The sequence below is a fragment of the Thermococcus sp. P6 genome, assembly GCF_002214525.1.
GTDB lineage: Archaea > Methanobacteriota_B > Thermococci > Thermococcales > Thermococcaceae > Thermococcus.
The window spans coordinates 386741-411702 of record NZ_CP015104.1 but is presented as its reverse complement, the minus strand read 5'-3'; the positions used below and the strand labels follow the sequence as shown (position 1 = coordinate 411702).

29 protein-coding genes and 1 tRNA gene are annotated in these 24962 nt (G+C 56.8%); 14 read left to right on the top strand and 16 right to left on the bottom strand.

The annotated features are described in order from the left end of the window. The first annotated feature begins 70 nt into the window (after positions 1–70). From A3L12_RS02275 to A3L12_RS02265, 3 genes are all read left to right on the top strand, one after another. A complete protein-coding gene (locus tag A3L12_RS02275; RefSeq protein WP_088882103.1) occupies positions 71–778 on the top strand; it encodes a 2,3-bisphosphoglycerate-dependent phosphoglycerate mutase in 708 nt (235 codons plus the stop codon). Between the two features lie 122 nt (positions 779–900). Next, positions 901–2148 carry a C/D box methylation guide ribonucleoprotein complex aNOP56 subunit gene (locus A3L12_RS02270; protein ID WP_088882102.1) on the top strand — a complete coding sequence of 416 codons (1248 nt, stop codon included), beginning with the start codon at positions 901–903 and terminating at the stop codon, positions 2146–2148. 5 nt (positions 2149–2153) lie between these two features. Continuing rightward, complete coding sequence (locus A3L12_RS02265) at positions 2154–2834, top strand: fibrillarin-like rRNA/tRNA 2'-O-methyltransferase (RefSeq protein WP_088882101.1); 681 nt, start codon at positions 2154–2156, stop codon at positions 2832–2834. Positions 2835–2863: 29 nt separating this feature from the next. On the opposite strand, the gene A3L12_RS02260 is transcribed toward A3L12_RS02265, so the two are convergent. Beyond that, positions 2864–3532: a TIGR00266 family protein gene (locus tag A3L12_RS02260; protein WP_088882100.1), complete on the bottom strand. Its 669-nt coding sequence runs from the start codon at positions 3530–3532 to the stop codon at positions 2864–2866. Positions 3533–3679: 147 nt separating this feature from the next. On the opposite strand from A3L12_RS02260, the gene A3L12_RS02255 reads away from it, so the two are divergent. From A3L12_RS02255 to A3L12_RS02245, 3 genes are read left to right on the top strand one after another with little or no spacing between them, the layout of a single operon-like run. Then, complete coding sequence (locus A3L12_RS02255) at positions 3680–4732, top strand: hydroxymethylglutaryl-CoA synthase (RefSeq protein ID WP_088882099.1); 1053 nt, start codon at positions 3680–3682, stop codon at positions 4730–4732. Between the two features lie 10 nt (positions 4733–4742). Next, the gene (locus A3L12_RS02250; RefSeq protein ID WP_088882098.1) at positions 4743–5903 is read left to right on the top strand and encodes a thiolase domain-containing protein; all 1161 of its coding nucleotides are present in this window, start codon (positions 4743–4745) and stop codon (positions 5901–5903) included. Between the two features lie 2 nt (positions 5904–5905). Further along, on the top strand, positions 5906–6310 hold the full coding sequence (locus tag A3L12_RS02245; protein WP_088882097.1) for a Zn-ribbon domain-containing OB-fold protein: 405 nt from the start codon (positions 5906–5908) through the stop codon (positions 6308–6310). 50 nt (positions 6311–6360) lie between these two features. On the opposite strand, the gene A3L12_RS02240 is transcribed toward A3L12_RS02245, so the two are convergent. Together A3L12_RS02240 and A3L12_RS02235 are read right to left on the bottom strand one after the other, a co-directional pair. Beyond that, complete coding sequence (locus A3L12_RS02240) at positions 6361–6654, bottom strand: hypothetical protein (RefSeq protein WP_088882096.1); 294 nt, start codon at positions 6652–6654, stop codon at positions 6361–6363. A gap of 9 nt (positions 6655–6663) precedes the next feature. Then, positions 6664–7140, bottom strand: a complete 477-nt coding sequence (locus tag A3L12_RS02235) for a GNAT family N-acetyltransferase (RefSeq protein ID WP_088882095.1) — start codon at positions 7138–7140, stop codon at positions 6664–6666. A gap of 70 nt (positions 7141–7210) precedes the next feature. Here A3L12_RS02235 and A3L12_RS02230 point away from each other — a divergent pair, with 70 nt between their 5' ends. Then, complete coding sequence (locus tag A3L12_RS02230; RefSeq protein WP_088882094.1) at positions 7211–7747, top strand: multiprotein bridging factor aMBF1; 537 nt, start codon at positions 7211–7213, stop codon at positions 7745–7747. Between the two features lie 25 nt (positions 7748–7772). Here the strand turns inward: A3L12_RS02230 and A3L12_RS02225 are convergent, their stop codons facing one another. Beyond that, positions 7773–8168: a DUF356 domain-containing protein gene (locus A3L12_RS02225; RefSeq protein WP_088882093.1), complete on the bottom strand. Its 396-nt coding sequence runs from the start codon at positions 8166–8168 to the stop codon at positions 7773–7775. 120 nt (positions 8169–8288) lie between these two features. On the opposite strand from A3L12_RS02225, the gene A3L12_RS02220 reads away from it, so the two are divergent. Then, positions 8289–8867, top strand: a complete 579-nt coding sequence (locus tag A3L12_RS02220; protein WP_088882092.1) for a TATA-box-binding protein — start codon at positions 8289–8291, stop codon at positions 8865–8867. 64 nt (positions 8868–8931) lie between these two features. Here the strand turns inward: A3L12_RS02220 and A3L12_RS02215 are convergent, their stop codons facing one another. Genes A3L12_RS02215 through A3L12_RS02205 form a run of 3 tightly spaced genes read right to left on the bottom strand, consistent with a single transcriptional unit; the run spans position 8932 to position 12892 of the window. Next, complete coding sequence (locus tag A3L12_RS02215) at positions 8932–9540, bottom strand: indolepyruvate oxidoreductase subunit beta (RefSeq protein ID WP_088882091.1); 609 nt, start codon at positions 9538–9540, stop codon at positions 8932–8934. Then, positions 9537–11477, bottom strand: a complete 1941-nt coding sequence (iorA, locus tag A3L12_RS02210) for an indolepyruvate ferredoxin oxidoreductase subunit alpha (RefSeq protein WP_088882090.1) — start codon at positions 11475–11477, stop codon at positions 9537–9539. Before iorA ends, A3L12_RS02215 begins: the two co-directional genes overlap by 4 nt. Positions 11478–11518: 41 nt before the next feature. Next, positions 11519–12892: an acetate--CoA ligase family protein gene (locus tag A3L12_RS02205; RefSeq protein WP_088882089.1), complete on the bottom strand. Its 1374-nt coding sequence runs from the start codon at positions 12890–12892 to the stop codon at positions 11519–11521. A gap of 232 nt (positions 12893–13124) precedes the next feature. On the opposite strand from A3L12_RS02205, the gene A3L12_RS02200 reads away from it, so the two are divergent. Both A3L12_RS02200 and A3L12_RS02195 read left to right on the top strand, forming a co-directional pair. Next, positions 13125–13799: a metal-dependent hydrolase gene (locus A3L12_RS02200; RefSeq protein ID WP_088882088.1), complete on the top strand. Its 675-nt coding sequence runs from the start codon at positions 13125–13127 to the stop codon at positions 13797–13799. A 45-nt stretch (positions 13800–13844) separates the two neighbouring features. Further along, entirely contained in the window at positions 13845–14843 is a 999-nt protein-coding gene (locus tag A3L12_RS02195) for a cell wall-binding repeat-containing protein (RefSeq protein ID WP_088882087.1), read from the top strand. A gap of 12 nt (positions 14844–14855) precedes the next feature. On the opposite strand, the gene A3L12_RS02190 is transcribed toward A3L12_RS02195, so the two are convergent. The 5 genes from A3L12_RS02190 to A3L12_RS02170 all read right to left on the bottom strand — a co-directional run bounded on the left by A3L12_RS02190 (position 14856) and on the right by A3L12_RS02170 (position 19158). After that, a complete protein-coding gene (locus tag A3L12_RS02190; RefSeq protein ID WP_335755178.1) occupies positions 14856–15677 on the bottom strand; it encodes a hypothetical protein in 822 nt (273 codons plus the stop codon). Positions 15678–15708: 31 nt separating this feature from the next. Beyond that, positions 15709–16356, bottom strand: a complete 648-nt coding sequence (locus A3L12_RS02185) for a hypothetical protein (protein ID WP_232462900.1) — start codon at positions 16354–16356, stop codon at positions 15709–15711. Between the two features lie 50 nt (positions 16357–16406). After that, positions 16407–17258 carry a polyamine aminopropyltransferase gene (speE, locus tag A3L12_RS02180; protein WP_088882084.1) on the bottom strand — a complete coding sequence of 284 codons (852 nt, stop codon included), beginning with the start codon at positions 17256–17258 and terminating at the stop codon, positions 16407–16409. 139 nt (positions 17259–17397) lie between these two features. Then, a complete protein-coding gene (locus A3L12_RS02175) occupies positions 17398–17871 on the bottom strand; it encodes a pyruvoyl-dependent arginine decarboxylase (RefSeq protein ID WP_088882083.1) in 474 nt (157 codons plus the stop codon). A 162-nt stretch (positions 17872–18033) separates the two neighbouring features. Then, complete coding sequence (locus tag A3L12_RS02170; RefSeq protein WP_088882082.1) at positions 18034–19158, bottom strand: cation:proton antiporter; 1125 nt, start codon at positions 19156–19158, stop codon at positions 18034–18036. A 119-nt stretch (positions 19159–19277) separates the two neighbouring features. Between A3L12_RS02170 and gcvH the strand changes: the two genes are divergently transcribed. Further along, complete coding sequence (gene gcvH / locus A3L12_RS02165) at positions 19278–19682, top strand: glycine cleavage system protein GcvH (protein ID WP_088882081.1); 405 nt, start codon at positions 19278–19280, stop codon at positions 19680–19682. A gap of 220 nt (positions 19683–19902) precedes the next feature. On the opposite strand, the gene A3L12_RS02160 is transcribed toward gcvH, so the two are convergent. Then, on the bottom strand, positions 19903–20751 hold the full coding sequence (locus tag A3L12_RS02160) for a sulfide/dihydroorotate dehydrogenase-like FAD/NAD-binding protein (protein ID WP_088882080.1): 849 nt from the start codon (positions 20749–20751) through the stop codon (positions 19903–19905). Positions 20752–20889: 138 nt separating this feature from the next. On the opposite strand from A3L12_RS02160, the gene A3L12_RS02155 reads away from it, so the two are divergent. Continuing rightward, entirely contained in the window at positions 20890–21672 is a 783-nt protein-coding gene (locus A3L12_RS02155; RefSeq protein WP_088882079.1) for a 4-phosphopantoate--beta-alanine ligase, read from the top strand. A gap of 2 nt (positions 21673–21674) precedes the next feature. Here the strand turns inward: A3L12_RS02155 and A3L12_RS02150 are convergent, their stop codons facing one another. After that, the gene (locus A3L12_RS02150; protein WP_088882078.1) at positions 21675–22406 is read right to left on the bottom strand and encodes a helix-turn-helix domain-containing protein; all 732 of its coding nucleotides are present in this window, start codon (positions 22404–22406) and stop codon (positions 21675–21677) included. 96 nt (positions 22407–22502) lie between these two features. On the opposite strand from A3L12_RS02150, the gene dph5 reads away from it, so the two are divergent. Next, complete coding sequence (dph5, locus tag A3L12_RS02145) at positions 22503–23297, top strand: diphthine synthase (protein ID WP_088882077.1); 795 nt, start codon at positions 22503–22505, stop codon at positions 23295–23297. 40 nt (positions 23298–23337) lie between these two features. Further along, positions 23338–23415: transfer RNA gene (locus A3L12_RS02140), tRNA-Val, on the top strand. Positions 23416–23436: 21 nt separating this feature from the next. Here the strand turns inward: A3L12_RS02140 and A3L12_RS02135 are convergent. Beyond that, a complete protein-coding gene (locus tag A3L12_RS02135) occupies positions 23437–23766 on the bottom strand; it encodes a hypothetical protein (RefSeq protein ID WP_088882076.1) in 330 nt (109 codons plus the stop codon). Further along, on the bottom strand, positions 23756–24961 hold the full coding sequence (locus tag A3L12_RS02130) for an MFS transporter (RefSeq protein ID WP_088882075.1): 1206 nt from the start codon (positions 24959–24961) through the stop codon (positions 23756–23758). Before A3L12_RS02130 ends, A3L12_RS02135 begins: the two co-directional genes overlap by 11 nt. Between the last annotated feature and the right edge of the window lies 1 nt (position 24962).

The following is a 24962-nucleotide window of genomic DNA, read 5'->3' as shown; positions in this document are numbered from 1 at the left end:
TTTTTCTTTTAACCGCTTCCGGTGGGGTAACCTTTTAAGCTCCTCTCCGGAGGGCTGTTAGGTGAACCTAATGAGTAAGCTGGTTCTCGTCAGGCACGGTGAAAGTCTCTGGAACAGGCTGAACCTGTTCACGGGATGGGTCGATGTGCCCCTGAGCGACCGCGGAATAGAGGAGGCGCTGAGGGCGGGAGAGCTGCTGAAGGACTACAGGTTCGACGTCGTGTTCACGTCGGAACTGATCAGGGCGATCCAGACGGCGATGCTCATCATGAGCCGGAACAACTCCGGGGTTCCCAAAATAATCCACGAGGGCGGGAGAATGAAGGAGTGGGGCAGGGTCTACGGGGAGCACGGGAAGAACTACGTTCCCGTGTATAAGAGCTGGCACCTGAACGAGCGCTACTACGGAAAGCTTCAGGGGTGGAACAAGGACCACGCCCGGCGGGTTTACGGAAAGGAGCAGGTCCACCTGTGGAGGAGGAGCTACGACATAGCGCCACCCGGCGGGGAGAGCCTGAAGGACACCGCGGAGAGGACCGTCCCGTACTTCGAGGAACGAATCATCCCAGAGCTGGAAAGGGGCAGGAACGTCCTCGTGAGCGCCCACGGGAACAGCCTGCGCTCCATAGTTATGCACATCGAGGGACTTACCAGGGAGCAGGTTCTGAGGCTCAACATACCAACTGGGGTTCCGCTGGTCTACGAGTACTCCGGTAACCTCAGGAGAATGGGTTACCTGAGGGAAGAAGGGTTCGACGATGATCTTCACCTGGACTGATTCACCCACCTTTTTGTGTCCCCGCTGTTACTCCGTAGTGGGATGCGACTCCGGAACGGTGGCAAGGGTTTAAAACGCCTAACCCTTTTATACTTAAGAGACGAAAGTGGGAGGGTGATTGTATGAAAGCTTACGTATCTGAAAACGTCGGGGGCGTTTACGCCTTTGACGAAAGCGGTAATCTTATTGATCGGAGGACCTTCTCCGGAAGACCCGAGGAGGTCCTCGACAGGCTTCTGAAGGGAGAACCGGACGAAGAACTCCTGAAGTTCCTCGACGCGCTTAAGGAGAAGGGTTACGACGAATTCGTCGTCGAGGACACGGAACTCGCCAGAAACCTGAGGGAACTCGGATACTCCGCCACCGCGGAGTTCCCGAGCCCTGCCGGGAAGAGACTCCGCTCTAATCCGGAGGAGTTCCTTGGGGAGGGATGGTTCGAACGCTATTACTCCGTCGGCGTTGCACTCACGAGACTCCGCATACAGGAGCAGAGCGGTGCAAGGGACAAGATGATTATACAGGCCATCGAGGCTCTGGACGATATTGACAAGGTTACGAACCTGCTCGTTTCCCGTCTCAGGGAGTGGTACGGCCTGCACTTTCCGGAACTGGACGAACTCCTCCCAAAGCACGGGCAGTACGTAACCTTCGTCAGAGAGATCGGCCCACGGGAGAACGTTAGCGAGGAGAAGCTCAAAGCCCTTGGATTCCCCGAGGAGAAGGCCCGGAAGATCCTAAAGGCCGCTGAGAGCTCTATGGGGGCTCCGCTTGGGAAGTTCGATGCGGATATAATAACGAAGCTCGCCGGTGAGATAGCGGACCTCTACAGGTTGAGGGAAGAGACCGAGGAATACCTCGAGAGGGCCATGGACGAGGTGGCCCCGAACCTGAAGGCCCTCGTTGGTGCAAAGCTGGGGGCGCGTTTGATAAGCCTAGCCGGGGGACTAAGGGAGCTTGCGATGATGCCCGCATCGACGATACAGGTTCTTGGAGCGGAGAAGGCCCTTTTCAGGCACCTGAGGAGCGGGGCAAAACCGCCCAAGCACGGCGTGATCTTCCAGTACCCGGCCATAAACCGCTCACCGTGGTGGCAGCGCGGAAAGATAGCGAGGGCTCTGGCCGGAAAACTGGCCATAGCTGCGAGGGTCGACTACTTCTCAGGCGAGTACATAGCGGAGGAACTGAAGCAGGAACTGGAGCAGCGTATAGAGGAGATAAAGCGGAAGTATCCCAACCCGCCTAAGAGGAAGGAGAAGCCCGGAAAGAAAAGAAAGAAGGCTAAAGCCGGGAAAACCAGGAAAAAGAAAGGAAAGATGCCCGCCGGCAAAAAGAAGGGCAAGAAACGTGGAAGGGAAAAGTCAAGGAGGTGAGGTGAATGAAGATCAGGGAGCATGAATTTCCCGGAGTTTACGTCTTCGTTGATGAGGACGGTAGCGAGAAGATAGCGACGAAGAACCTCGTTCCCGGCCAGAGGGTTTACGGGGAGAGGGTAGTAAACTGGAACAGGGAGGAGTACCGTATCTGGAACCCGAGACGCTCAAAGCTGGCTGCGGCCCTGCTCAACGGGCTCAGGAACTTTCCGATAAAACCCGGTTCAAGGGTCCTCTACCTCGGGGTCGCGAGCGGAACAACGGCTTCGCACGTCAGCGACATCGTGGGTCCTGAGGGAATGGTTTTTGGAGTCGAGTTCTCGCCGAGGGTTCTGAGGGAGCTCGTCCCTCTGGTTGACGAGAGAAGGAACCTGGTCCCGATACTCGGCGATGCAACAAAGCCCGAAGGTTACCGTGCCCTCGTCCCGAAGGTTGACGTCATATTCGAGGACGTGGCCCAGCCGTCGCAGGCGAAGATACTCGTGGACAACGCAAAGGCCTACCTGAAGAGGGGCGGATACGGTATGATATCCGTCAAGAGCAGGAGCATCGACGTCACGAAGTCACCGGAGCAGGTCTTCAACGAGGTGGAGAAGGAGCTGGCAGAGTACTTTGAGATAGTGGAGCGTATATCCCTTGAGCCCTACGAGAAGGACCACGCGCTCTTCGTCGTCAGAAAACCCTGATATCTTTTTCAATTTTGAAAAAGAAGGAATTAATCCTTCTTGGGGAGATAGGGGATAAGCCAGCTCAAAAAGCTGTCCATGCTTCTCGTCTGGATGTAAAGAGTCCCGGTGCCCTCGAACTCGGCCACAAGCCCCTCTCCGCTGAACAGTGTGCTCTTCAGCCCGCCAACGCGTTTGATCCTGAAGTTCAGACCCTCGCTGAAGGCCACCATGTGCCCGGTGTCTATAACGAACCTTTCGTTGTGGAGCTCCTTCCTGTAGATGGCCCCGAAGCTCGAGAGGAAGACGGTTCCCCTCCCGGTCATCTTGAGCAGGAAGAGCCCTTCCCTTCCGAAGAAGCTTCTGGCCCCGCCCCATTTCGTGTCTATGTTTACCCCTTCCGAGCTCGCCAGAAAGGCCCCGCTCTGGGCGTAAAGTGTGCCGTCCAGCTCAAAGGCCTTTATGTCACCCATGTAAGGCGGTGCGAGGCCTATAAGGCCCTTCCCTCCCTCGGCCCTGAAGAGGTTTATGAAGAAGCTTTCTTTCGTGAGTATGCTCCTCTTGAGGGCGCCGAAAACTCCTCCCCTGGCCTTTGTCTCTATCCTAACGTTCGGGCTCATGTGCACCATCGCCCCGGCTTCAGCCTGTACGGCCTCTCCGTTCTCAAGCTCAACCTCGAGGAGGCTGAAGCTCGGTCTGTGCAGAATCTCGTACTTCATAACGTTCACCGATGGGTGTTCGCGCGGGAGGTTATTAACGTTCCTTATCGCTAATCGTCGAATTATACTTTTACTTTTACCGAAAGACTTTTATAACACCCCCTTTTACGTTGGGTGAATTGTTCGGAATCCTGAAGGTGGTGCCCGATGAAAAAGCTCCTGAGGCCAAAACGTGAAATCGGCATCGTGGGCTACGGTGCCTACGTTCCGAGGTATAGAATAAAGAGCGAGGAGATAGGAAGGGTCTGGGGGATCAACAGCTTTCCAATAGAGGAAAAGTCCGTTCCGGGTCTTGACGAGGATGCGCTCACGATAGGAATCGAAGCCGCAAGAAACGCCCTCAAAAGGGCCCGTATAGATCCGGGGCTCATAAGGGCCGTGTGGTTCGGTAGCGAGAGCAAGCCCTACGCGGTCAAGCCAACGGGGACGGTGATAGCCGAGGCGATAGGGGCAACCCCGGACGTTAGCACCGCGGACTTCGAGTTCGCCTGCAAGGCCGGAACCGAGGCGCTCCAGACTGCCATAGGTGCGGTGGGTTCGGAGATGATGGATTACGCCATGGCCATAGGGGCCGACACCTCGCAGGGAAGGCCCGGCGATCACCTCGAGTTCACGGCTTCCGCGGGAGGAGCCGCTTTTGTGCTCGGTCCGAAGGGCCCCGACACGGTGGCTTATTTCGAGGGAAGCTACTCCTACGTTACGGACACGCCCGACTTCTGGAGGAGGCAGCACGAGCACTACCCGAGGCATGGGAACCGCTTCACGGGCGAACCCGCTTACTTCCACCATCTGATCAACGCGGCAAAGACCCTCATGGAGGAGCTTGGCCTTAAACCAGAGGACTTCGATTACGCCGTCTTCCACCAGCCCAACGTCAAGTTCCCGCTTACGGCCGCCAAGATCCTCGGGATTCCGAAGGAGAAGGTCCTTCCCGGACTGCTCTCGGGAGTAATAGGGAACACCTACAGTGGATCCACCCTCGTTGGGGTCAGCGCCGTTCTGGACGTTGCAAAGCCCGGCGACAGGATCCTGTGGGTCAGCTTTGGAAGCGGAGCCGGAAGCGATGCCTTTTCACTGGTCGTTCAGGACGCGATCGAGGAGAAGCGCGATCTGGCACCTAAGACCATGGACTACGTGAACAGGAAGAAGTACATCGACTACGCCCTCTACGCCAAGGCGAGGAGAAAGTACATCGTGTGAGGTGGTTGATATGAGGAAGGCCGTTATAATAGGTGCCGGCATGACGCCGGTTGGCGAGCACTGGAAACTCGGATTGAGGGATATGGCGGTTGAAGCTTTGCTCAACGCCATGGAAGACGCAGGAGTGGATAAGGTTGACTCCCTCTACGTCGGGAACATGCTCTCCGGTTCCTTCGTAGAGCAGGAGAACCTCGGTGCCCTCATAGCGGACTGGGCCGGTCTGGGCAACATCCCGGCCGTAAAGGTCGAAGCGGCCTGCGCCAGCGGTGGGGCAGCGGTTCAGGAGGGCGTTAAAGCCGTTCTCAGCGGGCTTGAGGATACCGTCGCGGTCGTCGGCGTCGAGAAGATGATGGATGCGTGGCCGAGCGATGCTACCCGCTACCTCGGTTACGCTGCGGATGCCGATTGGGAGCTCTTCCACGGTGCGAGTTTCGTGGCTTTGAACGCGCTCGTAATGCGCTACTACATGAAGACCTACGGTTACACCGAAGAGGATCTGGCCTACTTCGCCGTCAACGCCCACGCCAACGGTGCAAAGAACCCCTACGCAATGTTCAAGAGGCCGATCAAAGTTGAGACGGTTCTCAAGAGCCCCTACGTGGCGGATCCGATCAAGCTCTTCGATGCTTCACCCATCTGCGACGGAGCCGCCTCCGTCATAATCACAACCCCTGAGAAGGCAAAGGAACTCGGCGTCCCGAAGGAAAAGTGGGTCGAAGTGGCCGGGATGGGAAGGGCCATAGACACGATAAACCTGGCCAACAGGGAGGACCTGCTGAGCCTGAAGGCCGCGAAGGTGGCTGCCGAGAGGGCGTATAAGATGGCCGGCGTTGAGGCAAACGACATCGACTTCTTCGAGGTCCACGATGCCTTCACGATTATGGCAGCCCTCAGCCTGGAGGCCCTTGGCGTGGCAAAGAAGGGGGAGGGCGCAAAGCTCGCCAGAGAGGGGCAGATAGCCATCGACGCAGACTATCCAATACAAACGATGGGCGGGTTGAAGTCCCGCGGTCACCCGGTGGGTGCCACGGGCGTCTACCAGACCGTCGAGGCCGTTCTCCAGCTTCGCGGTGAGGCCCCGAACCAGGTGCCGGACGCTGAGGTTGGACTGACCCAGAACATAGGTGGAACCGGTTCGAACATAACCGTTAACGTTCTCAGGAGGGTGTGAAGATGGCCCGTCCAATGCAGGTTTCCAGATACTGGAGGCACTTCCGCGAGAAGTACAGGCTCATAGGGGGAAGGTGCGAGAACGGACACGTCCACTTCCCAAAGAGGCCGGTGTGCCCGGTCTGTGGCTCGAAGAACATCGAAGAGGTCGAACTGAGCGGAAGGGGTAAGGTTATCAGCTGGACGATCGTCAGGAACCCGCCGAGCGGTTTCGAGTACTACAAACCCTTCCCGCTGGCGCTCGTGGAACTCGAGGAAGGCCCCGTGGTGCTGGCCCAGCTCACCGACGTCGATCCGGAGGAGATAGACTTCGGCATGGAGGTTGAGGTCGTTACGAGAAAGCTGAGGGAGTTCGAGGAGGACGGCATAATCCTCTACGGCTACAAGTTCAGGCCGCCCGTGAAGTGACCCCTCTTCCCTCTAATTCATTTTTGTTTAAAGAAAAACGATCGAAGGTTCTATGCCTTCTCTATCCTCAGCCTATCCCCGTTCTCGAACTCCATCTCGAGTTTTCCGCCTTCCGCCTTCACCCTGACCCCGTCCACCACTGCATCTATCCTTCCATCCCCGGGCTCTACCCCGAGCATCTCGGCCATCTCGTCGACGCTTTTCAGGGAGCCGTTTATCGTGGTCTCCATCCTTTCGCCCTCGCTCTCCACAACGACCTTCACTTTGCCCTTTCCCTTTCGTATGAAACTCTCCTCCTTCAGTCCCTCTACACCCTCCGGTTCGGCCGGTCTTATGCACGGCATGTTATCACCTCATTTCAGGTCCTTAACCATTCGCACCCATATCCCGCTCTGTCCCCCCCGTCTGAAGCCGTATTCCCTGTAGAACTCCATGGCTTTTCTGTTTTTCTCTCCGACCCACAGCTCCACCCTGTCGTTGTGCTTTCCAAGGTACTCCATGCACTTCTCCATCAGCTTACGGCCTATTCCGTGCCCCTGAAACCCGCTATCGACCACGAACTCGTGGATGGCCCCGACGGTTCCTTTCTCGTACTTGCTGTACCAGTCGGCGTCGCAGACTATAAACCCCGCTATCCGATCGCCGACCTTCGCCACGAAGAAGCCATCCTTCGCTTTGCCCCAGCACCACCTCAGGTAGCGCCTGGCGTAGTCCTCGCCCTCTCCCCCGTACTGGCGCATTCCCTCGTAACCGCGCATGTAGATACCAACGAGTAACTCGAGGGTTTCCCGATCGAGCTTTTTGAGCCGCTCTATCTTCACGTCTTCCATCGGTCCCTCTTCATCGGGAGGTTTAAAAAACCTAACTCAGATCATAACCTGAGAAGCGAAGGTGATCGAAATGGGAAAGGCCAAACCAAGGTACTGCGAGATATGCGGGGCTCCGATAAGGGGAGAGGGTCACAAGATAAGGATCGAGGGGGCCGAGGTCCTTGTCTGCGACAGATGTTACGAGAGGTACGCCCGAAAGAAGCCCGGAACCTTCAGCACCATGCCCACGGGGAGAAGGCCCCTCAGGAGGGTGCAATCGAGGCCCTCGAGGGCAGGGGCTGGCAGAGGGAGGAGGGAAAGGCCTCTCTACACCGAGGAGATAGTTGAGGATTACGCCGAGCGCGTTTACAGGGCCATACAGCGGTCGGGCAAGACCTACAAGGAGCTTTCCCATGAGATAGGCCTGTCCGTGAACGACCTAAGGGCGATAGCCCACGGCCATCGCGAGCCGACGATAAAGGAGGCCCGAAAACTGGAGAGATACTTCGGGATAACGCTGATCGAACAGGCCGAAGGCACCGTGGAGGAGAGGCCCTCGATTCCCCGGGACTACGAGCCGACACTTGGCGACATGGCCAACATCAGGATCAAGAAGAGGAAGAAGTGACTGCAGTTTCCCTTTTTTGGGGAAGCTAAAACTTCTCCGATGCTTCCCCGGATCCTCCAGCCTTCCTCCTCTTCGGTGGGTGGAAACCGCGGAGTTTTTTAAAGGTGCCCCAGAGGCGCATCAATTCCTCCCAGACCTCTGAATCGGGTGGAATGACGAGGACGTGGGCGGGCGGATGTATGTCCGTAAGCCTGCCTATGGCCTTCGCCGGTGGCAGGTTTATCTGGGCTATCACGTGAGCCCTGAAGCGTTTCCTCGGTTTCTCGCCGCTTATTTTTTCGAAGGCCCAGTCGGAGAGTGCCGGGGAGATGATCCTTGGATCACCGCGTATCTCCATCCCGCCGTAGCGGACGAGGTCGGAGAGCGCTATGCTCGCCTTCTGAAAGTCATCGGTTCTCACCAGAACCATCGTGTTTCTCATGGACGTCACCGGGCGTTTCTAACGCGGATGCCTTTTAAGGGTTCCTCCATCCAAAACCTTTAAAAACCGATGGGGTTATTTATAAAGGGTTTTTAAACCCACCATCGGGAGGTGTAAGCCTTGGTTGACATGAGCGGTGTAAAGCTCAGAATCGAGAACATCGTGGCTTCTGTTGATCTTTTTACGCAGCTGAACCTTGAGAAGGTTATAGAGATATGCCCCAACTCCAAGTACAACCCTGAGGAGTTCCCCGGGGTCATATGCCGCCTTGAGGAGCCCAAGGTGGCCCTTCTCGTATTCGGCTCCGGAAAGCTGGTCGTGACGGGTGCCAAGAGCGTTGAGGACATAGAGAAGGCCGTCAACATGCTCATTCAGATGCTCAAAAAGGTCGGGGCAAAGTTCAGCCGCGCACCCCAGATAGACATCCAGAACATGGTCTTCAGCGGTGATCTGGGGAGGGAGTTCAACCTCGATGTCGTCGCCCTGAGCCTCCCCAACTGCGAGTACGAACCCGAGCAGTTCCCGGGTGTAATCTACCGCGTTAAGGACCCAAGGACGGTGATACTGCTCTTCTCGTCGGGAAAGATAGTCTGCTCCGGGGCCAAGAGCGAGCGCCACGCATGGGAAGCCGTCAGGAAGATCATCCACGAGCTGGAGAAATACGACCTCCTCAGGGAAGAAGAGGAAGAGGAGTGGTGAAGTCCCTCGAACCTTAAAGATTTTTCATTCCCTTCACCTTATCGGGAAAAAGAAAAGGGCGACCTTAGAGCTTCAGTATCTCCCGGGCCGCCTTAACGCCGAGCTCAAAGGCCTTCATGTTCATATCCACGGCCTTCGGCGGGACGCTGAGCGCTATCACTTCCCTGACGTGTTCCTCGCCCAGCGGGAACCCCGGTATCTGGGTTAACGCTCCAATGAGAACGGTGTTCGTGGTGATGACGTGCCCCGCTTTTACCGCCAGTTCCTCCGCGTTAAAGCCTATCCACTTCGCCCCCCAGTCCTTTTCAAAGATCGCCCTGATCTCCTCGATTTCCGGGTAGCTGGCCTTTCCCATGGACACCTGAACGGGCACGATGGGTTTGGTGTTCACGACGGCCATGCCGCCGTACTTAAGGTGGTTTACGTAGCGCAGGGCTTCAACGGGCTCAAAGGAGAGTATGACATCTCCCTTTCCTTCCGGGACCATCGAGCCGTAGACGTCCTCACCGAAGCGCACGTAGGAAACGACGCTCCCAAAGCGCTGGCTCATTCCGTGGACCTCTCCCATCCTCACGTTGTAGCCGGCGTTTAAAGCCGCCCAGCCGAGGATGTTCGCCGCGGTGAGAACGCCCTGACCGCCCACACCCGTAATCACGATGCTATACTCCTTCATTCATCTCCCCCCTCCACGGGCTTAAAGGCTCCGAATGGACAGATCTGGGCGCAGCCTCCGCAACCCCAGCACATGCTGGGCTCTATCCTCGCCTGCTTCTTTTCCGCATCCCAGTAGATTGCCGGACAGCCGTAGGCGTTTATACAGATCTTACAGCCCGTACAGGCCTCTTCGTCCACGTAATAAACAGGCCACTTCTCGCCCCTTCTCCTCATCTGGCCGACCCTGTAGAGGGCGCAGACCTGCCTCGAAACGACGACGCTGACACCTTCAACCTCGAGGGCCTTCTTGATGGTTTCGTAGGTTTTCTTGATGTCGTAGGGGTCAACCACCGCCACGAAATCGGCCCCCATGGCCTTTGCGACGTCCTCTATGGGGATCCTCTTACCCACACCGTGCGGTGTCTGGCCGGTGCTCGGGTTGGGCTGGTCGCCCGTCATGGCCGTAACGAGGTTATCGAGAACCACCACGAGCACGTTGGAGCGGTTGTATATCGCGTTCGCCAGTGCCGGAAGGCCCGTGTGGAAGAAGGTGGAGTCACCTATGGTCGCCACGACTATCTTCTTACCTCCCTTCCTCGCCTCCTCGCTCAGGCTTCCGTTCTGGGCTATCTCGAGACCGTGGGCTATGCCTATCGAGGCCCCCATGGCCACCGTCGTGTCAACTGCGTTCAACGGTGGCAACAATCCGAGGGTGTAGCATCCTATGTCGCTCGGGTAGATGCCCCTGCTGTGGGTGGCCTTCTTTATGGCGTAGAAGCTGTTCCTGTGGGGGCACGCGGGACAGAGTGAGGGCGGCCTCGGGGGAACCAGCTTCAGGGCCTTCTCGTATCTGGAGTCGAGCTCCTCGTAATCAACCGGCGTCTCAAGGCCAAGGAACTTCGCTATGGCAGTGACGGCCCTCCTCGTCGTCATCTCGTAGACCCTCGGCACGAGGTCCTTTCCATGGATCGGGATTCTTATCTGCCTGTCGTAGGCCCACGTCTTGACCTGCTCCTCAACGACCGGTTCGAGCTCCTCAACGATGAGGACCTTCTCGAGGCCGTCAAAGAACCTTTCGAGCAGGCCGTAGGGAACCGGGAAGGGTGTTCCAAGCTTCAGGACCTTAACGTTCTCAACGCCGAGCCATGCGAGGGCTTCCTTCACGTAGGCGTAGGAAAGACCGGGGGCTATTATTCCAACCTTCGCTTTCTCGTCCCCCTCGATCCAGTTAAAGGGCATCTCGTTGAACTCCTCGCGGATCTTCTCGATCTTTTCAAGGACTATCGGGTGGAACTTTCTGGCGTTTGAGGGAACGTCAACGAACCTGTTTGGGTCCTTTTTGAACTTCCCGAACTTCCTCTTTCCGGCCTTTATCTCCTCCGGGAGTTCTCCAAGTTCAACGCCACCCCTTGCGTGGGAGCTCCTCGTGGTCGTCCTCAGAATCACGAAGTGCTTGAACTTCTCGCTCAGCTCAAAGGCGTACTTCGTCATCTCCTTGGCTTCCTGAGGGGAGCTCGGTTCGAGAACGGGGACGTTGGCGAACTTCCCGTAAACCCTCGTATCCTGCTCGTTCTGGCTGCTCCACATGCTCGGATCGTCGGCGACCATTATGACGAAGCCACCCTCGACCCCCATCCCAACGGAGCTCAGGAAGGTGTCTGCAGCAACGTTGAGTCCAACGTGCTTCATTGCGGTCATCGCCCTCAGACCGCTCCAGGCCGCCGCCAGAGCCGTCTCAAAGGCCACCTTCTCGTTGGCGGAGTACTCCATGTAGACCCCGGCTTTCTTGGCTACGATGGCCATCGTATCAGTTAGCTCGGAACTCGGCGTTCCGGGGTAGGCGGCGTAAACGGCTATGTTCGCCTCCAAGGCACCCCTTGCTATGGCCTGATTCCCGAGCAGGAGAACCTTCTCCCCCGGCTTGTCCCACAACACCATGTCCGTAACCTTCGCCATCCCCACACCTCCAGACGTTGTATTCCAGTGAATGCCTGATTTTACTCCTTCAGGATTCCTTTAGCTCGTGCAAACTCCACGAGGGCGTAGGCCCCGGCCGCGACATCCTCGGGCCTCTCGTAGCTTGGGATTCCGTTCGCTTCGAGGATCTCCTTGGCCTCCTCGCTCACGTGACCCGCCATGAACAGGCCGAGGACCGGTTTGCCGTTGTTGACCTCCTCAACTGCCCTGACAACTCCCTCCGCGTGCTCCCTTGGCTTCATCCCCGCGAAGGTTGGAACAACGCAGATGCTTATGAGCATGTCAACGTTCGGGTCCTTAAGGAGGGCCTTTGCCGTTTTGTAGTAATCCTCCCCGCGGGCGCTCGCTATCATGTCCACGGGGTTCTTAAGGGCCGCCATCGGGGGCAGGAAGGAGCGCAGTTCCTCCACGGTTCCCTCCTCGAGGTTTGCAAGCTTTAAACCATATTTGTCTATCGCGTCTGCCGTTAAAACCCCGGGGCCACCGGCGTTGGTCATTATCGCAACCCTCTTCCCTTCAGGCAGCGGCTGGGTGAAGGCCCTTGCCATGCTGAGCATTTCATCTATCGTATCCGCAACCATCACGCCGCTCTGCCTGAAGGCCGCCTCGTAGATTCTGTAAGATCCCGCCAGAGAGCCCGTGTGGGACGAAGCGGCCCTCGCCCCGCTCTCGCTCTTTCCGGCCTTGAGAACTATGACGGGTTTCTTCTTCGTGACCCTTTTAGCTGCCTCCATGAAACGCCTCCCGTCCCTGAGGCCTTCGATGTACAGCACTATCGCCCTGTCTTCCTCCGTGTTCGCTAGGTAATCCATGAGCTCGGCGAAATCCACGTCGGCCATGTTGCCTATGCTGACGAACTTCGAGAAGCCTATTCCCTCCTTGAGGGTCTTGTAGATTATGCCCGCCCCGAGGGCACCGCTCTGGCTTATGAAGGCTATGTCCCCCTTCTTAGCGTTCATAATGAAGGTGGCGTTCATGTCGTTGTGGGTGTTCATTATGCCGACGCAGTTCGGTCCCACTATGCGCATGCCGTATTTTCGGGCTATCTCAACGAGCTCTCTCTCTTCTCGCTTTCCTTCCTCGTCGACCTCCCCGAAGCCCGCTGTAATCAGGATTACCCCCTTAACGCCCTTCTCGCCGCAGTCGATCAGCGTCTGCCTGACGAAGCGCTTCGGAACCACTACGACCGCCAGGTCAACCCTGCCCGGGATGTCCTTCACGTTCCTGTAGGCTTTGACCCCCTGAACGAGCTCTTCCCTGACGTTGACAGGATAAACGGTTCCGTCTCTGTAACCCTTAAGGTTCTTGAACACCTCATAGCCGAGCTTAAGCGGATCGTTGGACGCTCCGATAACCGCTATGCCCTCCGGTCTGAAGAAGTAATCGAAGGTCATCGCATCACCGCTTTAAACTCCCGGGGATTCTATATAAGCTTTCCCAAAAGGGACAGTGAGACAGATAGGGACATTGAAGGAAAAATTAAAGCTTTAATGGGTTAAAAAGGGCATCATAGGACGAAACTTTCCCGTGCAAATTGAAGCAGTGCCTCAAACGCCCGGGAATAAGTTTATAGTCCACTCCGAAACGCTTAAGTAAGCTCCGGTTATTATACTCCGGGGTGATGGCATGGTGAGGGTGAGGTTTCTTGGACACGCGGCCTTTCTTATAGAGGGGAGCAAAAAGATCCTGATAGACCCGTTCCTGACCGGAAATCCAAGCGCCGCAGCGAAGCCGGAGGAGCTGGATGCGGACCTTATACTCGTAACCCACGCCCACGGCGACCACATAGGCGATGCGCCAGGAATAGCCAGAAGAACCGGGGCGAAGATAGTGGCAATGTACGACGTGGCCAACTACCTCGTCGAGAAGGAGAGGGGAATCACGACGGTAGGGATGAACTACGGTCCGACGGAAGTGGAGGGCGTTAAGATCGTCCAGGTTCCCGCGTGGCACTCGAGCAGCGACGGCAAGCACAGCATAGGAAACCCCTGCGGTTACATAGTTGAGCTCGATGGCGTCAGGATCTACCACGCGGGCGATACCTACGTCTTCAGCGACATGAAGCTCTTCCCCGAGCTCTACGGACCGATAGACCTCGCCCTGCTTCCGATAGGGGGGCACTTCACGATGGGACCCCTCGAGGCCGCCAAGGCCGTTGAGTTCCTCAGGCCGAGGAAGGTGGTCCCGATGCACTACAACACGTGGCCGCCGATCTCGGCCGACCCGGAGGAGTTCAGGAGGCTGGTCAGGGACAAGGCCGAGGTGGTTATCCTCAAACCCGGTGAGGCACTAGAGCTTTGAAAAACCTTTTAAAGAGCTCTTCTTATCCCCTTTTCAGGTGATGGAATGGTTAAAAGGATTCTGACACTGGCGCTCATCGTGATCAGCATTTCATCCTTCCTTGCTCCCCTCTCATCGGCCCAGCAGGACGAGCCGAATTACGATCTAATAATCGTTAGGAACGATGACCTGATCGATTACATCGTGGCGCTTCCCTACGCCAAGATGCTCGGCGTTCCGATCCTCCCCGTCAATCCCCGGGAACTTGACCCGGGCACCATGGCCCAGCTTCAAAGCTACGCCCAGTTTGGATGGAACCACGTTCTCATAATAGGCGATTCCGAGGCGGTTAGCGGTAGGGTTCAGGACGAGCTTCTCGCCATGGGCTTCATCGTGGAAAGGATAGGCGGTGCCGTCAGAACCGAGACGGCGGCGAAGCTGGCGCTTCATTTCTACCCCAGCGGTCACGATACGGTTGTCGTCGCCAGCTCCAGCGATTACGGTTCTGCACTCGCCGCGGCGAGGTGGGCGATGATATACGGCTATCCGCTGTTACTCACGCAGGAGGACGCGCTCTCCGACTCAACCGCCAGCGCACTGGAGAAACTCAATCCCGATCTCGTTCTCCTGATGGGGGCAGGTATGTCCAAGGATGTGCAGGCTAAAATCGAAGCCCTCGGTTACAAGACCTACTGGGTCAAGGAGACCCTCAAGGTAACCGTGCCCAAGGAACCCGGGCGGACCAACTGGGTGATCACCGCTGCTATAGTTGTCCTTGCCCTCGCCATATCCGTCCCCCTTTCGCTCTACTACGCCAAGAAGAAGTGGTCCTCCAACAGGGTTCCTATAGAGGTGCTCACCGAGAAGGAGCGCATAGTCGTCAGGGCGATCCTCGAAAAAGGCGGAACGGTCAAGCAGGAGGATCTACCGGAGCTTACCGGCTACTCCAGACCAACGATAAGCAGGGTCATTAAGGAGCTTGAGAAAAAGCAGCTCGTGGAGAGGGAAAAGGTTGGAAAGACCTTTACCGTGAGGCTAACCAAGGAGATAATCCTGAAGGATTGAAGACTCGAGAGGTCAGACCCATATCCTGTTGCCCTTCACCTTCAGGTAGCCGAGCGTCTGGAGGTCCCTGAGGAAGTCGAACAGAGCGTCTTCATCAAAGTACACGTTCACCCTTCCGCTCTTCCCCTCGGCCACCAGAGGCTCCATCTCCATCAGGGCCTTGATGAGCTCGTTTTTCCTCCTGTACTTCTCCGCCAGTTTGAGGATCGTGTCGGCCAGAACAGAGCGTGCTATGCCCTCGAACATCGCCTCAACGATGCTCTCCTCCGTGGCGTAGTCACCGGCCACATCGAGGGCCCTCTCTATGAGTTCCCCCTCCACCTCGATTACCTCGACGAAGTACCTCTTCTCCATGTTGTACTCGGTTATCATCTCGGTCTCAAAGCGTTCCTCAAGCTCTTCGAGGTAATCCTCGATCTCGCTCAGGGGAAAGTGGAGTTCCAGCCTGAGGTCGTCCAGAAGGGGGTTTCCGGTGAGCAATAACCCCCCTTCCTCCTCAACCACAAACCCGCTCTCCATCAGGGCCGTTAGAACGGAGATCCTTTCCGGGTCTCCCTCTTCGAGGAGTTCCTCCGGTTCCTTCGCCTCCCCAGGCTTCCAGTTTTCCATCATCCTCTCAAAGGACACCCTCACCCCCTCGAGGCTCCACTGCAGGGGTTCTACGTTGCCAGCTTTTTCAACGAGCTCGTCGTAGGTTCCCCTCACGACAACGTAGTGGAGAACCTCGGACGTTACCTCCTCTCGGGTCCTGTTCATTATACCCGCCCTGCTGAGCTCCCTCGATAGGGCGTTCATATCCTTCCTGCTGAGAACTTCCAGTTTCAAATTCCCCACCCACTTAAGAAACACGCCGGGGATTATAACCTTACCCCTCTATGAGACCGAGCAGGAGGGCCCTCAGGGGCCTGTTGGAGAGTCTGGAGATGGTTTCCCGGACCTCCTCTTCCATTCCCTGCCGGTATTCCGTGTAGAGGTAGAGGGCGTAGGCCATCATCTTCGGGTCCCCTTCCCGGGTCTCCTCTATCGCCCTTCCGAGCAGGGGATCGTTGAGGAGTTCCTCCGCCAGCTTCTCCATGGCACTTCTGTCGTCCTTCTCCAGCGCTTTCCGCAGGGGCCGGTAGAAGCGCGATAAAACAAGCCTCGCCATCCTCTCCCGTTCCTCAAGCTCCTCCATGGGCGTTTTTGGTTCGTTCCTTCTGGAGAGGTAGTAATAGACGAGTGGAAGGAGCATCACGACGAGCATCACAAGGAGGTACGGACTCAGGGGAAAGCCGAACCAGTAGGGAAGGCGCCGGGAGGTAACGATGAAGAGGAGGAACCCGAGGAGAACCCAGACCGCCATCAGGAGGAGGTAGGTATGGGCGGAATCCTTTCTCCTGAGGGCCCTGTACTTTGACGGCACGCCCAGTTCCTCAAGGTAGCGGAGTCTCTCCTCGGCGAGTTCCACCTCCGCCTGCAGGCGCCTCATACGGACCTCGATTTCCTTCAGGGCTTCTTCGCGTCCCATGGGCATCCCGGAGGACGGTTTAACGGTCGATAAACCCTTCGGGGGATGGGAAGGGATTAACGGGCTTTTTCGAGGAGTTCTCTTACGTACCTCGGCATCTGGAAGAGTGTCTCGTGCCTTTCCGGATCGTAGTATTTGAGCTCGAGTTCTCCGGCTCTCTCCGCATCCACCCGGGTGAAGTCCACGTCCCCCTTGACCCCGACGAGGAAACTCCATGGAGAGGCGTAGCCGATTACGGGGAAGCTGAAGTAGTAAACGCGGTCGAACACTTTTTTCATGGAGCGGTAGGCATTGAGAAGCTCCTCAGTGAAGAGGTAAACGCTCCCCGCCTGTGTAACGTACAGTCCCCTCTCCCCGAGCTTCCCGTAGGCCGAGCGGTAGAAGTCTTCGCTGAAAAGGAGCCTCGCGGGACCGACGGGATCCGTTGAATCGACGATGATGACGTCAAAGCGCTCCTCCGTCTTCAGGAGGTACTCCACGCCGTCACCAACCATTACATCCGCCCGCGGATCTTCGAAGGCCCCCCTCGCGACGTTGAGGTAACGCTTCGAGACCTCGATGACCTCCTCGTCTATCTCCACCATCCTGACCCTCTCAACGGTTTTGTGCCTGAGAACCTCCCTGAGGGTTCCGCCGTCGCCCCCACCCACGATGAGAACCCTCCGCGGGTCGGGATGTGCCAGCATTACCGGGTGAACCAGCGGTTCGTGGTAGCTCTCCTCCCCGGCTTCGACGAGTTGAACGGTCCCGTCAAGAACGAGCAGCTTGCCAAATCCTTCCGTCTCGTAAAGCTCGAGTTTCTGGTATTTCGTCCGCCTCTCAAGGATCTTTTTCCTGATTCTAAAGCCAACGCCGTAACCGCGGGGATACCATTCTACGAAAGCCCCCTCCCTTTCGTCGAAACCCATGAACCCCACCACCCTCCCTTACGGTGAGCCGTTTTAAACCTTACCTACCGGGTTTTGAAGGACGCCGTACCGGCGGTAAACAGACGGCCGGGAGAGGCCAGAAAAGGGATTAAGTTTGAAGAAGTAAAAAAGGGCCGTCTCAGTAGGGGAACATCACCACCACTGCCACCGCGGCCGCCGGTTTTTTTTCGACCGTTATGCTCGCGCTCGCCACTTTGAACTCGGCCAGCTTCCATCCACGTACGGCGAAACCTTCCTTCACCATCTTTCTCACCATTTCCTCGGCCTCTTCCCGGCTGCAGTAACCGGAGTACTCGTAGATGAGGCCGCCCTCGTTGTTCTCGCTGATGCCCACCCCGAGGGCCGCGCTGATGGTCATTCCCGGCTCGTCACTCTCTATGTGCGCATAAACGGTCGGCAGTAGCATCCCTATCGGAACGTCGTGAATCCGGTCTATCCACTCGATGTGTGATGGAATCACGCTACTTAGCCTGACGAGGTTAACGTTCCCTATACCCAGCTTGAGGAGGGCATTATCAAAGGCGTTGAGCTTTGTCCCGCCCTCTGCAGCGGCGGCCCCAATAAAGGCCCTTCTGGGTGTTGTCCAGCTCATTCCGGCTTCCCCCTTTATCTCTCCTTTCTTTCTCGATGATTGGAATTTTATTCAGTCGCTAATCAGGGCGGGGCTTAAAAACGTTTCGTCATCACTGAAAAGAGAACCCGTGGCCGATTTTCTGTAAGAACGTCCGGAAACCGGTTTGTTGTTAAAAAAGGCTTATTCGGTGGAATTCAAAGCTCTGCCCAGCGTCGCCGAGGTGAACATCCCAAGGACGCACACAAGGGACGCCATAGCGTACATGTGCCGGCTCAAAACACCTGAAACGAAACCCACCTCCCCGACGAGCAGGCCGAGGACACCGAAACTCGCCACCCCCGTTCCCCGAAGGAGCGACGTTACCGGACTCTCATCCCTCACCAGAATCGTGGAGACGAGCAGTCTCAGGAAATAGGACACCACGAAGAACTCCACAACCACGAAAGAAATCTCCGTCTCGAAGTTCAGGCCCCTCCATGCGAAGAACACCGGTGCGAATACCCCGTAGGTGACGCCACTTATGATGGTGGTTAGCCTGTCGTACTGCTTGGTTCCTACGAGGTCGCTGTGCATGATCAGACCGGCCATGAAACCGCCTATGCTGAAATGCAGGCCTATCTCATCGCTGATGAATGCCAGAGAGGTCGAGAATACCATGAAGAGACCGAAGACCGCCTCGTCGCTTTTGAGCCTGCGAAGGAACCTCACTATCCTGACCCTGTGCTTTATCCCTATGGCGTAGTTTGCGTAGAACAGGATGCCCACGAAGAGGACATCCCCCAGAAGGATCCCCAGCAACGGAACGTAGTTCCCGGGGCTGCTGTGCACCCTGACAGCGGCGTAGACGATCGCAAGGGCCGCCACTTCACTTATGACAGAATAGGATAGGGCCACGTGGAGGAAATCCCCTCCAAAGAAGCGCCTGAGCCTTAGAACTATCGGTGCCGAGGCCGTTGAAGTTATCGCGGCAACGATAACCGCATCGGAGTTGAGCTTCCATCCGTTGAAGGGGAGTACAGCAAGCAGCATGGAGGAGTACGTGACCGCGTACAGGATCAGGGCCTTTCTCCCGGCGTAGTGGAGTTCCTCGGGGGTCGTTTCGAGGCCGGCGGATATCATGAGGAAGAAGAGACCGAACTCGGCTACGAGAAGCATCTGATCCCGTGGCATCCCCACGAGGATGTGACTGAGCAGCATCCCGGCCGTTATCTCCCCCAGAAAACCCGGATAACCGGCCCTCTCAAAGCCCTCCGCAAGAAGCCTCGCGAAGGCTATGATGATGAAAACGTACCCTATAATCTCCATAAAGGATCCTTTCGCCTGAAAGTTAATAATCCTTACGCTGAATTTCCCAGCACTGAAAAGGGCCGTACTTGGGGGGAAAGGTTTAAATTCCCGCCCGCGAAGGAGGAGCGGTGATGTTCATGATCGAGGTAGGGGAATACCTGATCAAGGAGGGGCTTTATTACACCAAAGATCACGAGTGGGCTCAGGTCCTTGAAGACGGCACCGTTCTCGTCGGGATAAGCGACTACGCCCAGAAGGAGCTGGGTGACCTCGCCTACGTCGAGCTCCCGGAGGTCGGGAAGGAAGTGGCCAAAGGCGACGTTCTCTGCGAGCTTGAGAGCGTCAAGGCGGTCAGCGAGGTTTACGCCCCCGTCGGCGGTGAGATCGTTGAGGTCAACGAAGAGCTTGAGGATTCTCCCGAAAAGCTCAACGAGGATCCCTACGGGAGCTGGATCGCGAAGCTTAAGCCGAACAACCTCGAAGAGGATCTTAAGGACCTCATGGATGCCGGGGCTTACGCGGAGTACCTGAAGAACCTGTGATCTCTTCTATTCATTTATGAAAAGTTGATCGGGATGAGCTCGGTCGTATTTTCTCATCATCCGGCCGTCAGATACCCTAGAGCTCGTCATCGCTCGAGGGGTATAAGCGAAAGGGCGTTAAAAGGCTGACGGCCTAAGAATCCCGTAAAGGGCGATCCCTGAAACACCGGAGCCTTCCATGTATGAACACGAACCTTAAGGGGTTTCCTTTGATTGTCCTTTAGATCACTCCCCGGGCCTTAAGCTCGGCCAGATACCTTTCCTTGGCGAGTTTTTCTTCCTCCTTGAAGCGTGCGTCCCTCTTTATAACGTAGTCCCAGTTCACCTTGTGTGCGTCCATCATGGGCCCGTCCATGCAGGCGAACTTCACCTCTCCATCGTAGAGAACCCTGCACGAGCCGCACATCCCCATTCCGCAAACCATTATCTGCCTGACCGTTGCAATGGTCGGAATGCCGTAGGGCCTCGTTAACTCGGCGAGCTTCTTCAAGGAACCGAGCTTTCCGCCACCAAACACAATATCGACCCTGTCCTCCTCTATGAGTTCCTTCAGGATGTCCAGGTAGTGCCCACGGATCCCGACGCTCCCGTCTTCGGTCGTCAGGTAGTGTTCATCCACGATCGACTTTGCGAGGTATTTCTCCGGATAAACGTTGGCGGCATTCTCAAAGCTCTGGATGGCTATCGTGTAGTTGCCCGCTTCCTTCATGGCCTTCAGTGTGGCGCAGGCCTCGGCATGGGCGCAGACGGCGTCCGCTACAAAGACGACGTTGCCGTAGTGTTTAACCTCAATGGGCCTTCCAAGTGGGCCAGCTACGTCGCGGAGCTCGTCACCGACGTCAAACTCGTACCAGAGCTTGAGGCTTGTCTTTCCAAGTCTCCTTATGAACATTCCAACCCTTCCGTTCCGGACGTAGTAAACCGACATCGGAACCCTTTCGCCCTTTTCATCGGGTATCAAAACAACGAACTGGCCCGGCTTCCATGCCCTTGCCACGTGGGGTGCCTCCACTTCCATGAAAAAATCAATTGCACTCAGGTTCACTTTTTTCGTTATGGCATACCCCATAATGGGCCCTCCCGTTCATATCTCCATCTGAGGCTCTAAACTCCGGACTTATAAGGATTTTTTAAACCAAGAGTTAAGAACCTCTCAGGAGGCACGAAGGTTTTTATCCGTTATCGCCCACTCCCTTCGGTGGTTGAAATGGTGGAAATACCCAGAAGCCATCCGAGGTACTGGAGTCTCTACTATCGCGAGAGGATCATCGAGGGCATGGAGAAGGGCATGACGGCAAGGGCAGGTCTAATAGCCCACGGTCGCGGCGAGGCCTTCGACTACCTCCTCGGAGAGAGGACGATAGAACCGGCCGAGCGGGCCATGAGGGTTGCGGTGGCGAAGTTTCTTCTGGCAGAGCACCCGGTCGTGTCCGTAAACGGGAACGTGGCCGCCCTCGTGCCGAAGGAGACGGTCGAGCTGGCGAGGGCTCTTAATGCCAAGCTTGAGGTAAACCTCTTCTACCGGACGGAGGAGCGCGTAAGGGCAATAGCCGAGGAACTGAAGAAGCACGGGGCGGAGGAAATCCTCGGGCTGAACCCAACGAAGCGCATTCCCGGCCTTGAGCACGAGAGGGGCAGGGTTGACGAGGAGGGCATATGGAAGGCGGACGTGGTTCTCGTCCCGCTGGAGGACGGCGACAGGACGGAGGCGCTCGTGAGGATGGGGAAGTTCGTTGTAACGGTTGACCTCAACCCGCTTTCGAGGAGCGCGAGGATGGCGGACGTAACGGTGGTCGACAACGTGGTTCGTGCCTATCCAAGGATGGTCGAGTTGGCCCGGGAGATGGCCGGCTACAGCCGGCGGGAGCTCCTTGAGGTGGTGGGGGACTACGACAACGGAAAGGTGCTCAACGAGGTGCTCCTCCACATAAGGGACAGACTAACCCGGCTCGCGGGGGAGGGGGTGTGGAGAAAGAAAGATCTTGAATAGCATCAGAGCGCGTTTTCTTTCCTTTCTACAAGTTTCCTTAGGCCCGTTATGAGTTCCGCCCTGTTGGGAGCATGGGACACAACGAGGGGCACCATCTCGCGTTCCGCAAGCTTCACGGCGAGCTCGTCGAGCTTCTTAACACCGTGGAGCACCACAACAGCTGGTTTTAACCCCTGAACCCTGACGGCTATCATGGGGCTCCTCCCGGTGGTTACCTGGGTGAATATGAGCGCCCGCTCCGTGGTCCAGCCGTAGAGCTTGAGGAACTCTTCACTGCTCATCTCGAGGATGGCCTTTATGCTGTCAACGACGGTGTAGCCGTAGATCCTCCTGTCCAGAAGGTGGGCGTTCGCCGCGACCTCTCCCTTCACCGCTTCCACAAGCTGAGCGATCGTAACCGGTAGGGCGAACTCTCTGATGTCGAGTATGGCGCTCGTGGGAAGCTCGCTTTCAAGGGTCTTGCTGAACGCCCGGATAACGTTTCCACCACGGCTTTCGTCGATTTTCAACAGGGCCTCCACGAACTTCCTTATCGTTGATGCCCCCGGGCTCTTCCTCCTTCCACCCTCGTAATCGCTTATGACCGATGAGGACACCCCGAGATAATCCGCGAGCTCCGTCTGGCTGATGCCAAATATCTCACGCCATTTGCGCATCGTCTTCCCGGGGTCAGAGGAGAGGGTTATCTCCCCGGCTATCCTCTTGGCCAGGGCTTCCTTCTTCTTTTCAAGCATGTTGGTAAGGTGTTCGTCAATAATTATAAGCTTTTCGGCAATTGCCTAATCGGGTCAACCTTAAAAGCCTTCCCCCCTACGGTCTTCGGTGGTTTCATGGCAATATACTTCATAGGGCTGGGTCTATACGACGAGAAGGACATTACCCTGAAGGGTCTCGAAACGGCGAGAAAGTGCGACCTGCTCTTTGCGGAGTTCTACACCTCACTCATGGCGGGAACGACCCTTGACAGAATCGAGGGGCTGATAGGAAAGCCCATCCGAAGGCTCAGCAGGGAGGAAGTCGAGCTCCACTTCGAGAGCATCGTGTTGAGCGAGGCGAGGGAAAGGGACGTGGCCTTCCTGACGGCCGGCGATCCGATGGTCGCAACGACACATTCGGACCTCAGGTTGCGGGCCAGGGAGCTTGGAATCGAGAGCTACGTTATCCACGCTCCGAGCATCTACTCGGCCATAGCCATAACCGGGCTGCAGGTTTACAAGTTCGGTAAGAGCGCTACGGTTTCCTACCCCGAGAAGAACTGGTTCCCAACGAGTCACTACGATGTCATAAGGGAGAACGGGGAAAGGGGCCTGCACACGATGCTCTTCCTCGATGTGAAGGCAGAGGAGAACCGCTACATGACCGCCAACGAGGCCATGGAGATACTTCTCAGGGTTGAGGACATGAGAAAGGAGAAGGTTTTCACACCCGACACGCTGGTGGTTGTTCTTGCCCGGGCCGGATCGCTCGATCCGACGCTTAAAGCCGGTTACGTCCGGGATATGCTCGGGGAGGACTTCGGGGGACAGCCTCACGTTATGGTCGTTCCCGGCAGGCTTCACGTGGTTGAGGCTGAGTATCTGGTGGCCTTCGCCGGTGCCCCGCGGGAGATACTTGAGGATGTTTAGCGAAAGATTTATATTCCCTCCCCGGTTCAATAACCCGGGCGGGCCCGTGGTCTAGACTGGTTATGACGTCGCCCTCACACGGCGAAGGTCCGGGGTTCGAATCCCCGCGGGCCCACCAGCTTCTTCCAAAAGGAAACTTTCATTCCATCTTCAGCTCCGTTCTGACTTCTTCGTCCATTAGAACGAACAGGATTAGAGCAGAAAGGAGCGTTAGGGTTATTGCGGGTATGGACAGCCCTATCATGATCCAGAGGAGCCCGAAGAGCAGATCGAGCAGGGCTATGTAGGCGGAGAGATCCACCGGGGCATCCCAGCCCTTCCAGATACCGGTGGCGAAGAGCAGGTGCAGGCTCCCGACGATTAGATAGCCCGTGAAGGTGTACTCCTCGGCAAGGCTCATCAGGGCTATCCCGTAGAAGAAGAGCGCAAGAAGGAGAAAGAAGGAAACGATCAGGGTTTTAGGGCGCATCGTTCAGTTCCTCCACTGGAAGCCTCATCCTCGAGACGGTTAGGAGAATCAGAATCCCGAGGAGCGGCATTACCGCCAGCTCGCCGAGGGCAAGCTCCACGCTGCGCCCAGCAAGCAGATCCGTAAGCCCCGGGGCCACCACGTTGGCCGAGTTTGAGATGAGCCCGAGGGCAAAGCTGGCCTTTGGAAAGATGTTCCTTGGATACGTGGCCGGGGCGCTGGTCCAGAACGCCGGCCCGGTTCCCTGAAGGGCTCCGACGAGGGCAACCGAGAGGAGTGCGAGGGTGTAGTCACCGGCGAGCATGGCCTTCCCGTAGATCAAAAGACCGACGAAGGCCACCGCGTAGGAGAACAGCATTACCTGCACTATGGCCCTGAAGAGTCCCCTCGCGCTCGGATTCTTTCGGGAGAGGAGGTAGCCCACGTAGCCCATGCCGATGCTCCAGAGCGCCTTCGAGAGGTTGAGGGCGGTGCTTAGAGTCGTCACCTGTTCCTTTCCCCAGCCGACCTCGTAGCCAAGCGACGCCGAAAAGCCGACTATGGTGAATATAACCCACAGGGCCGGGAAGAAGGTCAGACCGAGAACCCACGTGAAGGGCATTTTCCAGACGCTTGTTCCCCTACCGTCTCCCGTCTCGTGGATTATTTCGAAATCCTCCACGTAGAGCCACCAGAGGGCGAGGACGAGGTACATTATGACCGCCGTAAGCCAGAAGGCACCTTTCCAGCCCAGTGCTTCGACGGCGTAGCCGGCGCTCATGCTCCCAAAAATGCCACCCCAGAAGATGCCGGAGAGGATTATACCCTTGGCCAGGGGCCTCTCGGCAACGAAGAAGCTCGCTATCTGGGTGCTGAAGAGGGGCACGAGCGTGATGACGAAGCCCTGTATAAGCCTCAGGAACACCACAACGTACCAGCCGGGTGCGAGGGGTATGAGGGCCTGCGTTATCGCCGCCCAGCTGAGCGCTATGGCAACGCTTTTCTTGAAGCTCCCCTCGTAGAGTCTGGTGTGGCCAAGAAGGAACGCCACGAACAGTCCAAAGACGTAAGCCACATGCTGCCACTCGTATTCGTCACTGCTTATCCCAAAGTGCGCCATAACGTCGGGCTTTGCGACCGCCATCATGGTCAGGGTCCCAAGACCTGCGGTCATGACGAGTGTGTCCAACAAAACCGAAGTCCACCTTCTATCCATT

Bases quoted from the DNA above. Each gene is read 5' to 3' on its own strand.
- A3L12_RS02275 (WP_088882103.1), top strand. From the start codon at position 71: ATGAGTAAGCTGGTTCTCGTCAGGCACGGTGAAAGTCTCTGGAACAGG.
- A3L12_RS02270 (WP_088882102.1), top strand. From the start codon at position 901: ATGAAAGCTTACGTATCTGAAAACGTCGGGGGCGTTTACGCCTTTGAC.
- A3L12_RS02265 (WP_088882101.1), top strand. From the start codon at position 2,154: ATGAAGATCAGGGAGCATGAATTTCCCGGAGTTTACGTCTTCGTTGAT.
- A3L12_RS02260 (WP_088882100.1), bottom strand. From the start codon at position 3,532: ATGAAGTACGAGATTCTGCACAGACCGAGCTTCAGCCTCCTCGAGGTT.
- A3L12_RS02255 (WP_088882099.1), top strand. From the start codon at position 3,680: ATGAAAAAGCTCCTGAGGCCAAAACGTGAAATCGGCATCGTGGGCTAC.
- A3L12_RS02250 (WP_088882098.1), top strand. From the start codon at position 4,743: ATGAGGAAGGCCGTTATAATAGGTGCCGGCATGACGCCGGTTGGCGAG.
- A3L12_RS02245 (WP_088882097.1), top strand. From the start codon at position 5,906: ATGGCCCGTCCAATGCAGGTTTCCAGATACTGGAGGCACTTCCGCGAG.
- A3L12_RS02240 (WP_088882096.1), bottom strand. From the start codon at position 6,654: ATGCCGTGCATAAGACCGGCCGAACCGGAGGGTGTAGAGGGACTGAAG.
- A3L12_RS02235 (WP_088882095.1), bottom strand. From the start codon at position 7,140: ATGGAAGACGTGAAGATAGAGCGGCTCAAAAAGCTCGATCGGGAAACC.
- A3L12_RS02230 (WP_088882094.1), top strand. From the start codon at position 7,211: ATGGGAAAGGCCAAACCAAGGTACTGCGAGATATGCGGGGCTCCGATA.
- A3L12_RS02225 (WP_088882093.1), bottom strand. From the start codon at position 8,168: ATGAGAAACACGATGGTTCTGGTGAGAACCGATGACTTTCAGAAGGCG.
- A3L12_RS02215 (WP_088882091.1), bottom strand. From the start codon at position 9,540: ATGAAGGAGTATAGCATCGTGATTACGGGTGTGGGCGGTCAGGGCGTT.
- iorA (WP_088882090.1), bottom strand. From the start codon at position 11,477: ATGGCGAAGGTTACGGACATGGTGTTGTGGGACAAGCCGGGGGAGAAG.
- A3L12_RS02205 (WP_088882089.1), bottom strand. From the start codon at position 12,892: ATGACCTTCGATTACTTCTTCAGACCGGAGGGCATAGCGGTTATCGGA.
- A3L12_RS02200 (WP_088882088.1), top strand. From the start codon at position 13,125: ATGGTGAGGGTGAGGTTTCTTGGACACGCGGCCTTTCTTATAGAGGGG.
- A3L12_RS02195 (WP_088882087.1), top strand. From the start codon at position 13,845: ATGGTTAAAAGGATTCTGACACTGGCGCTCATCGTGATCAGCATTTCA.
- A3L12_RS02185 (WP_232462900.1), bottom strand. From the start codon at position 16,356: ATGCCCATGGGACGCGAAGAAGCCCTGAAGGAAATCGAGGTCCGTATG.
- speE (WP_088882084.1), bottom strand. From the start codon at position 17,258: ATGGGTTTCGACGAAAGGGAGGGGGCTTTCGTAGAATGGTATCCCCGC.
- A3L12_RS02175 (WP_088882083.1), bottom strand. From the start codon at position 17,871: ATGAGCTGGACAACACCCAGAAGGGCCTTTATTGGGGCCGCCGCTGCA.
- A3L12_RS02170 (WP_088882082.1), bottom strand. From the start codon at position 19,158: ATGGAGATTATAGGGTACGTTTTCATCATCATAGCCTTCGCGAGGCTT.
- gcvH (WP_088882081.1), top strand. From the start codon at position 19,278: ATGATCGAGGTAGGGGAATACCTGATCAAGGAGGGGCTTTATTACACC.
- A3L12_RS02160 (WP_088882080.1), bottom strand. From the start codon at position 20,751: ATGGGGTATGCCATAACGAAAAAAGTGAACCTGAGTGCAATTGATTTT.
- A3L12_RS02155 (WP_088882079.1), top strand. From the start codon at position 20,890: ATGGTGGAAATACCCAGAAGCCATCCGAGGTACTGGAGTCTCTACTAT.
- A3L12_RS02150 (WP_088882078.1), bottom strand. From the start codon at position 22,406: ATGCTTGAAAAGAAGAAGGAAGCCCTGGCCAAGAGGATAGCCGGGGAG.
- dph5 (WP_088882077.1), top strand. From the start codon at position 22,503: ATGGCAATATACTTCATAGGGCTGGGTCTATACGACGAGAAGGACATT.
- A3L12_RS02135 (WP_088882076.1), bottom strand. From the start codon at position 23,766: ATGCGCCCTAAAACCCTGATCGTTTCCTTCTTTCTCCTTCTTGCGCTC.
- A3L12_RS02130 (WP_088882075.1), bottom strand. From the start codon at position 24,961: ATGGATAGAAGGTGGACTTCGGTTTTGTTGGACACACTCGTCATGACC.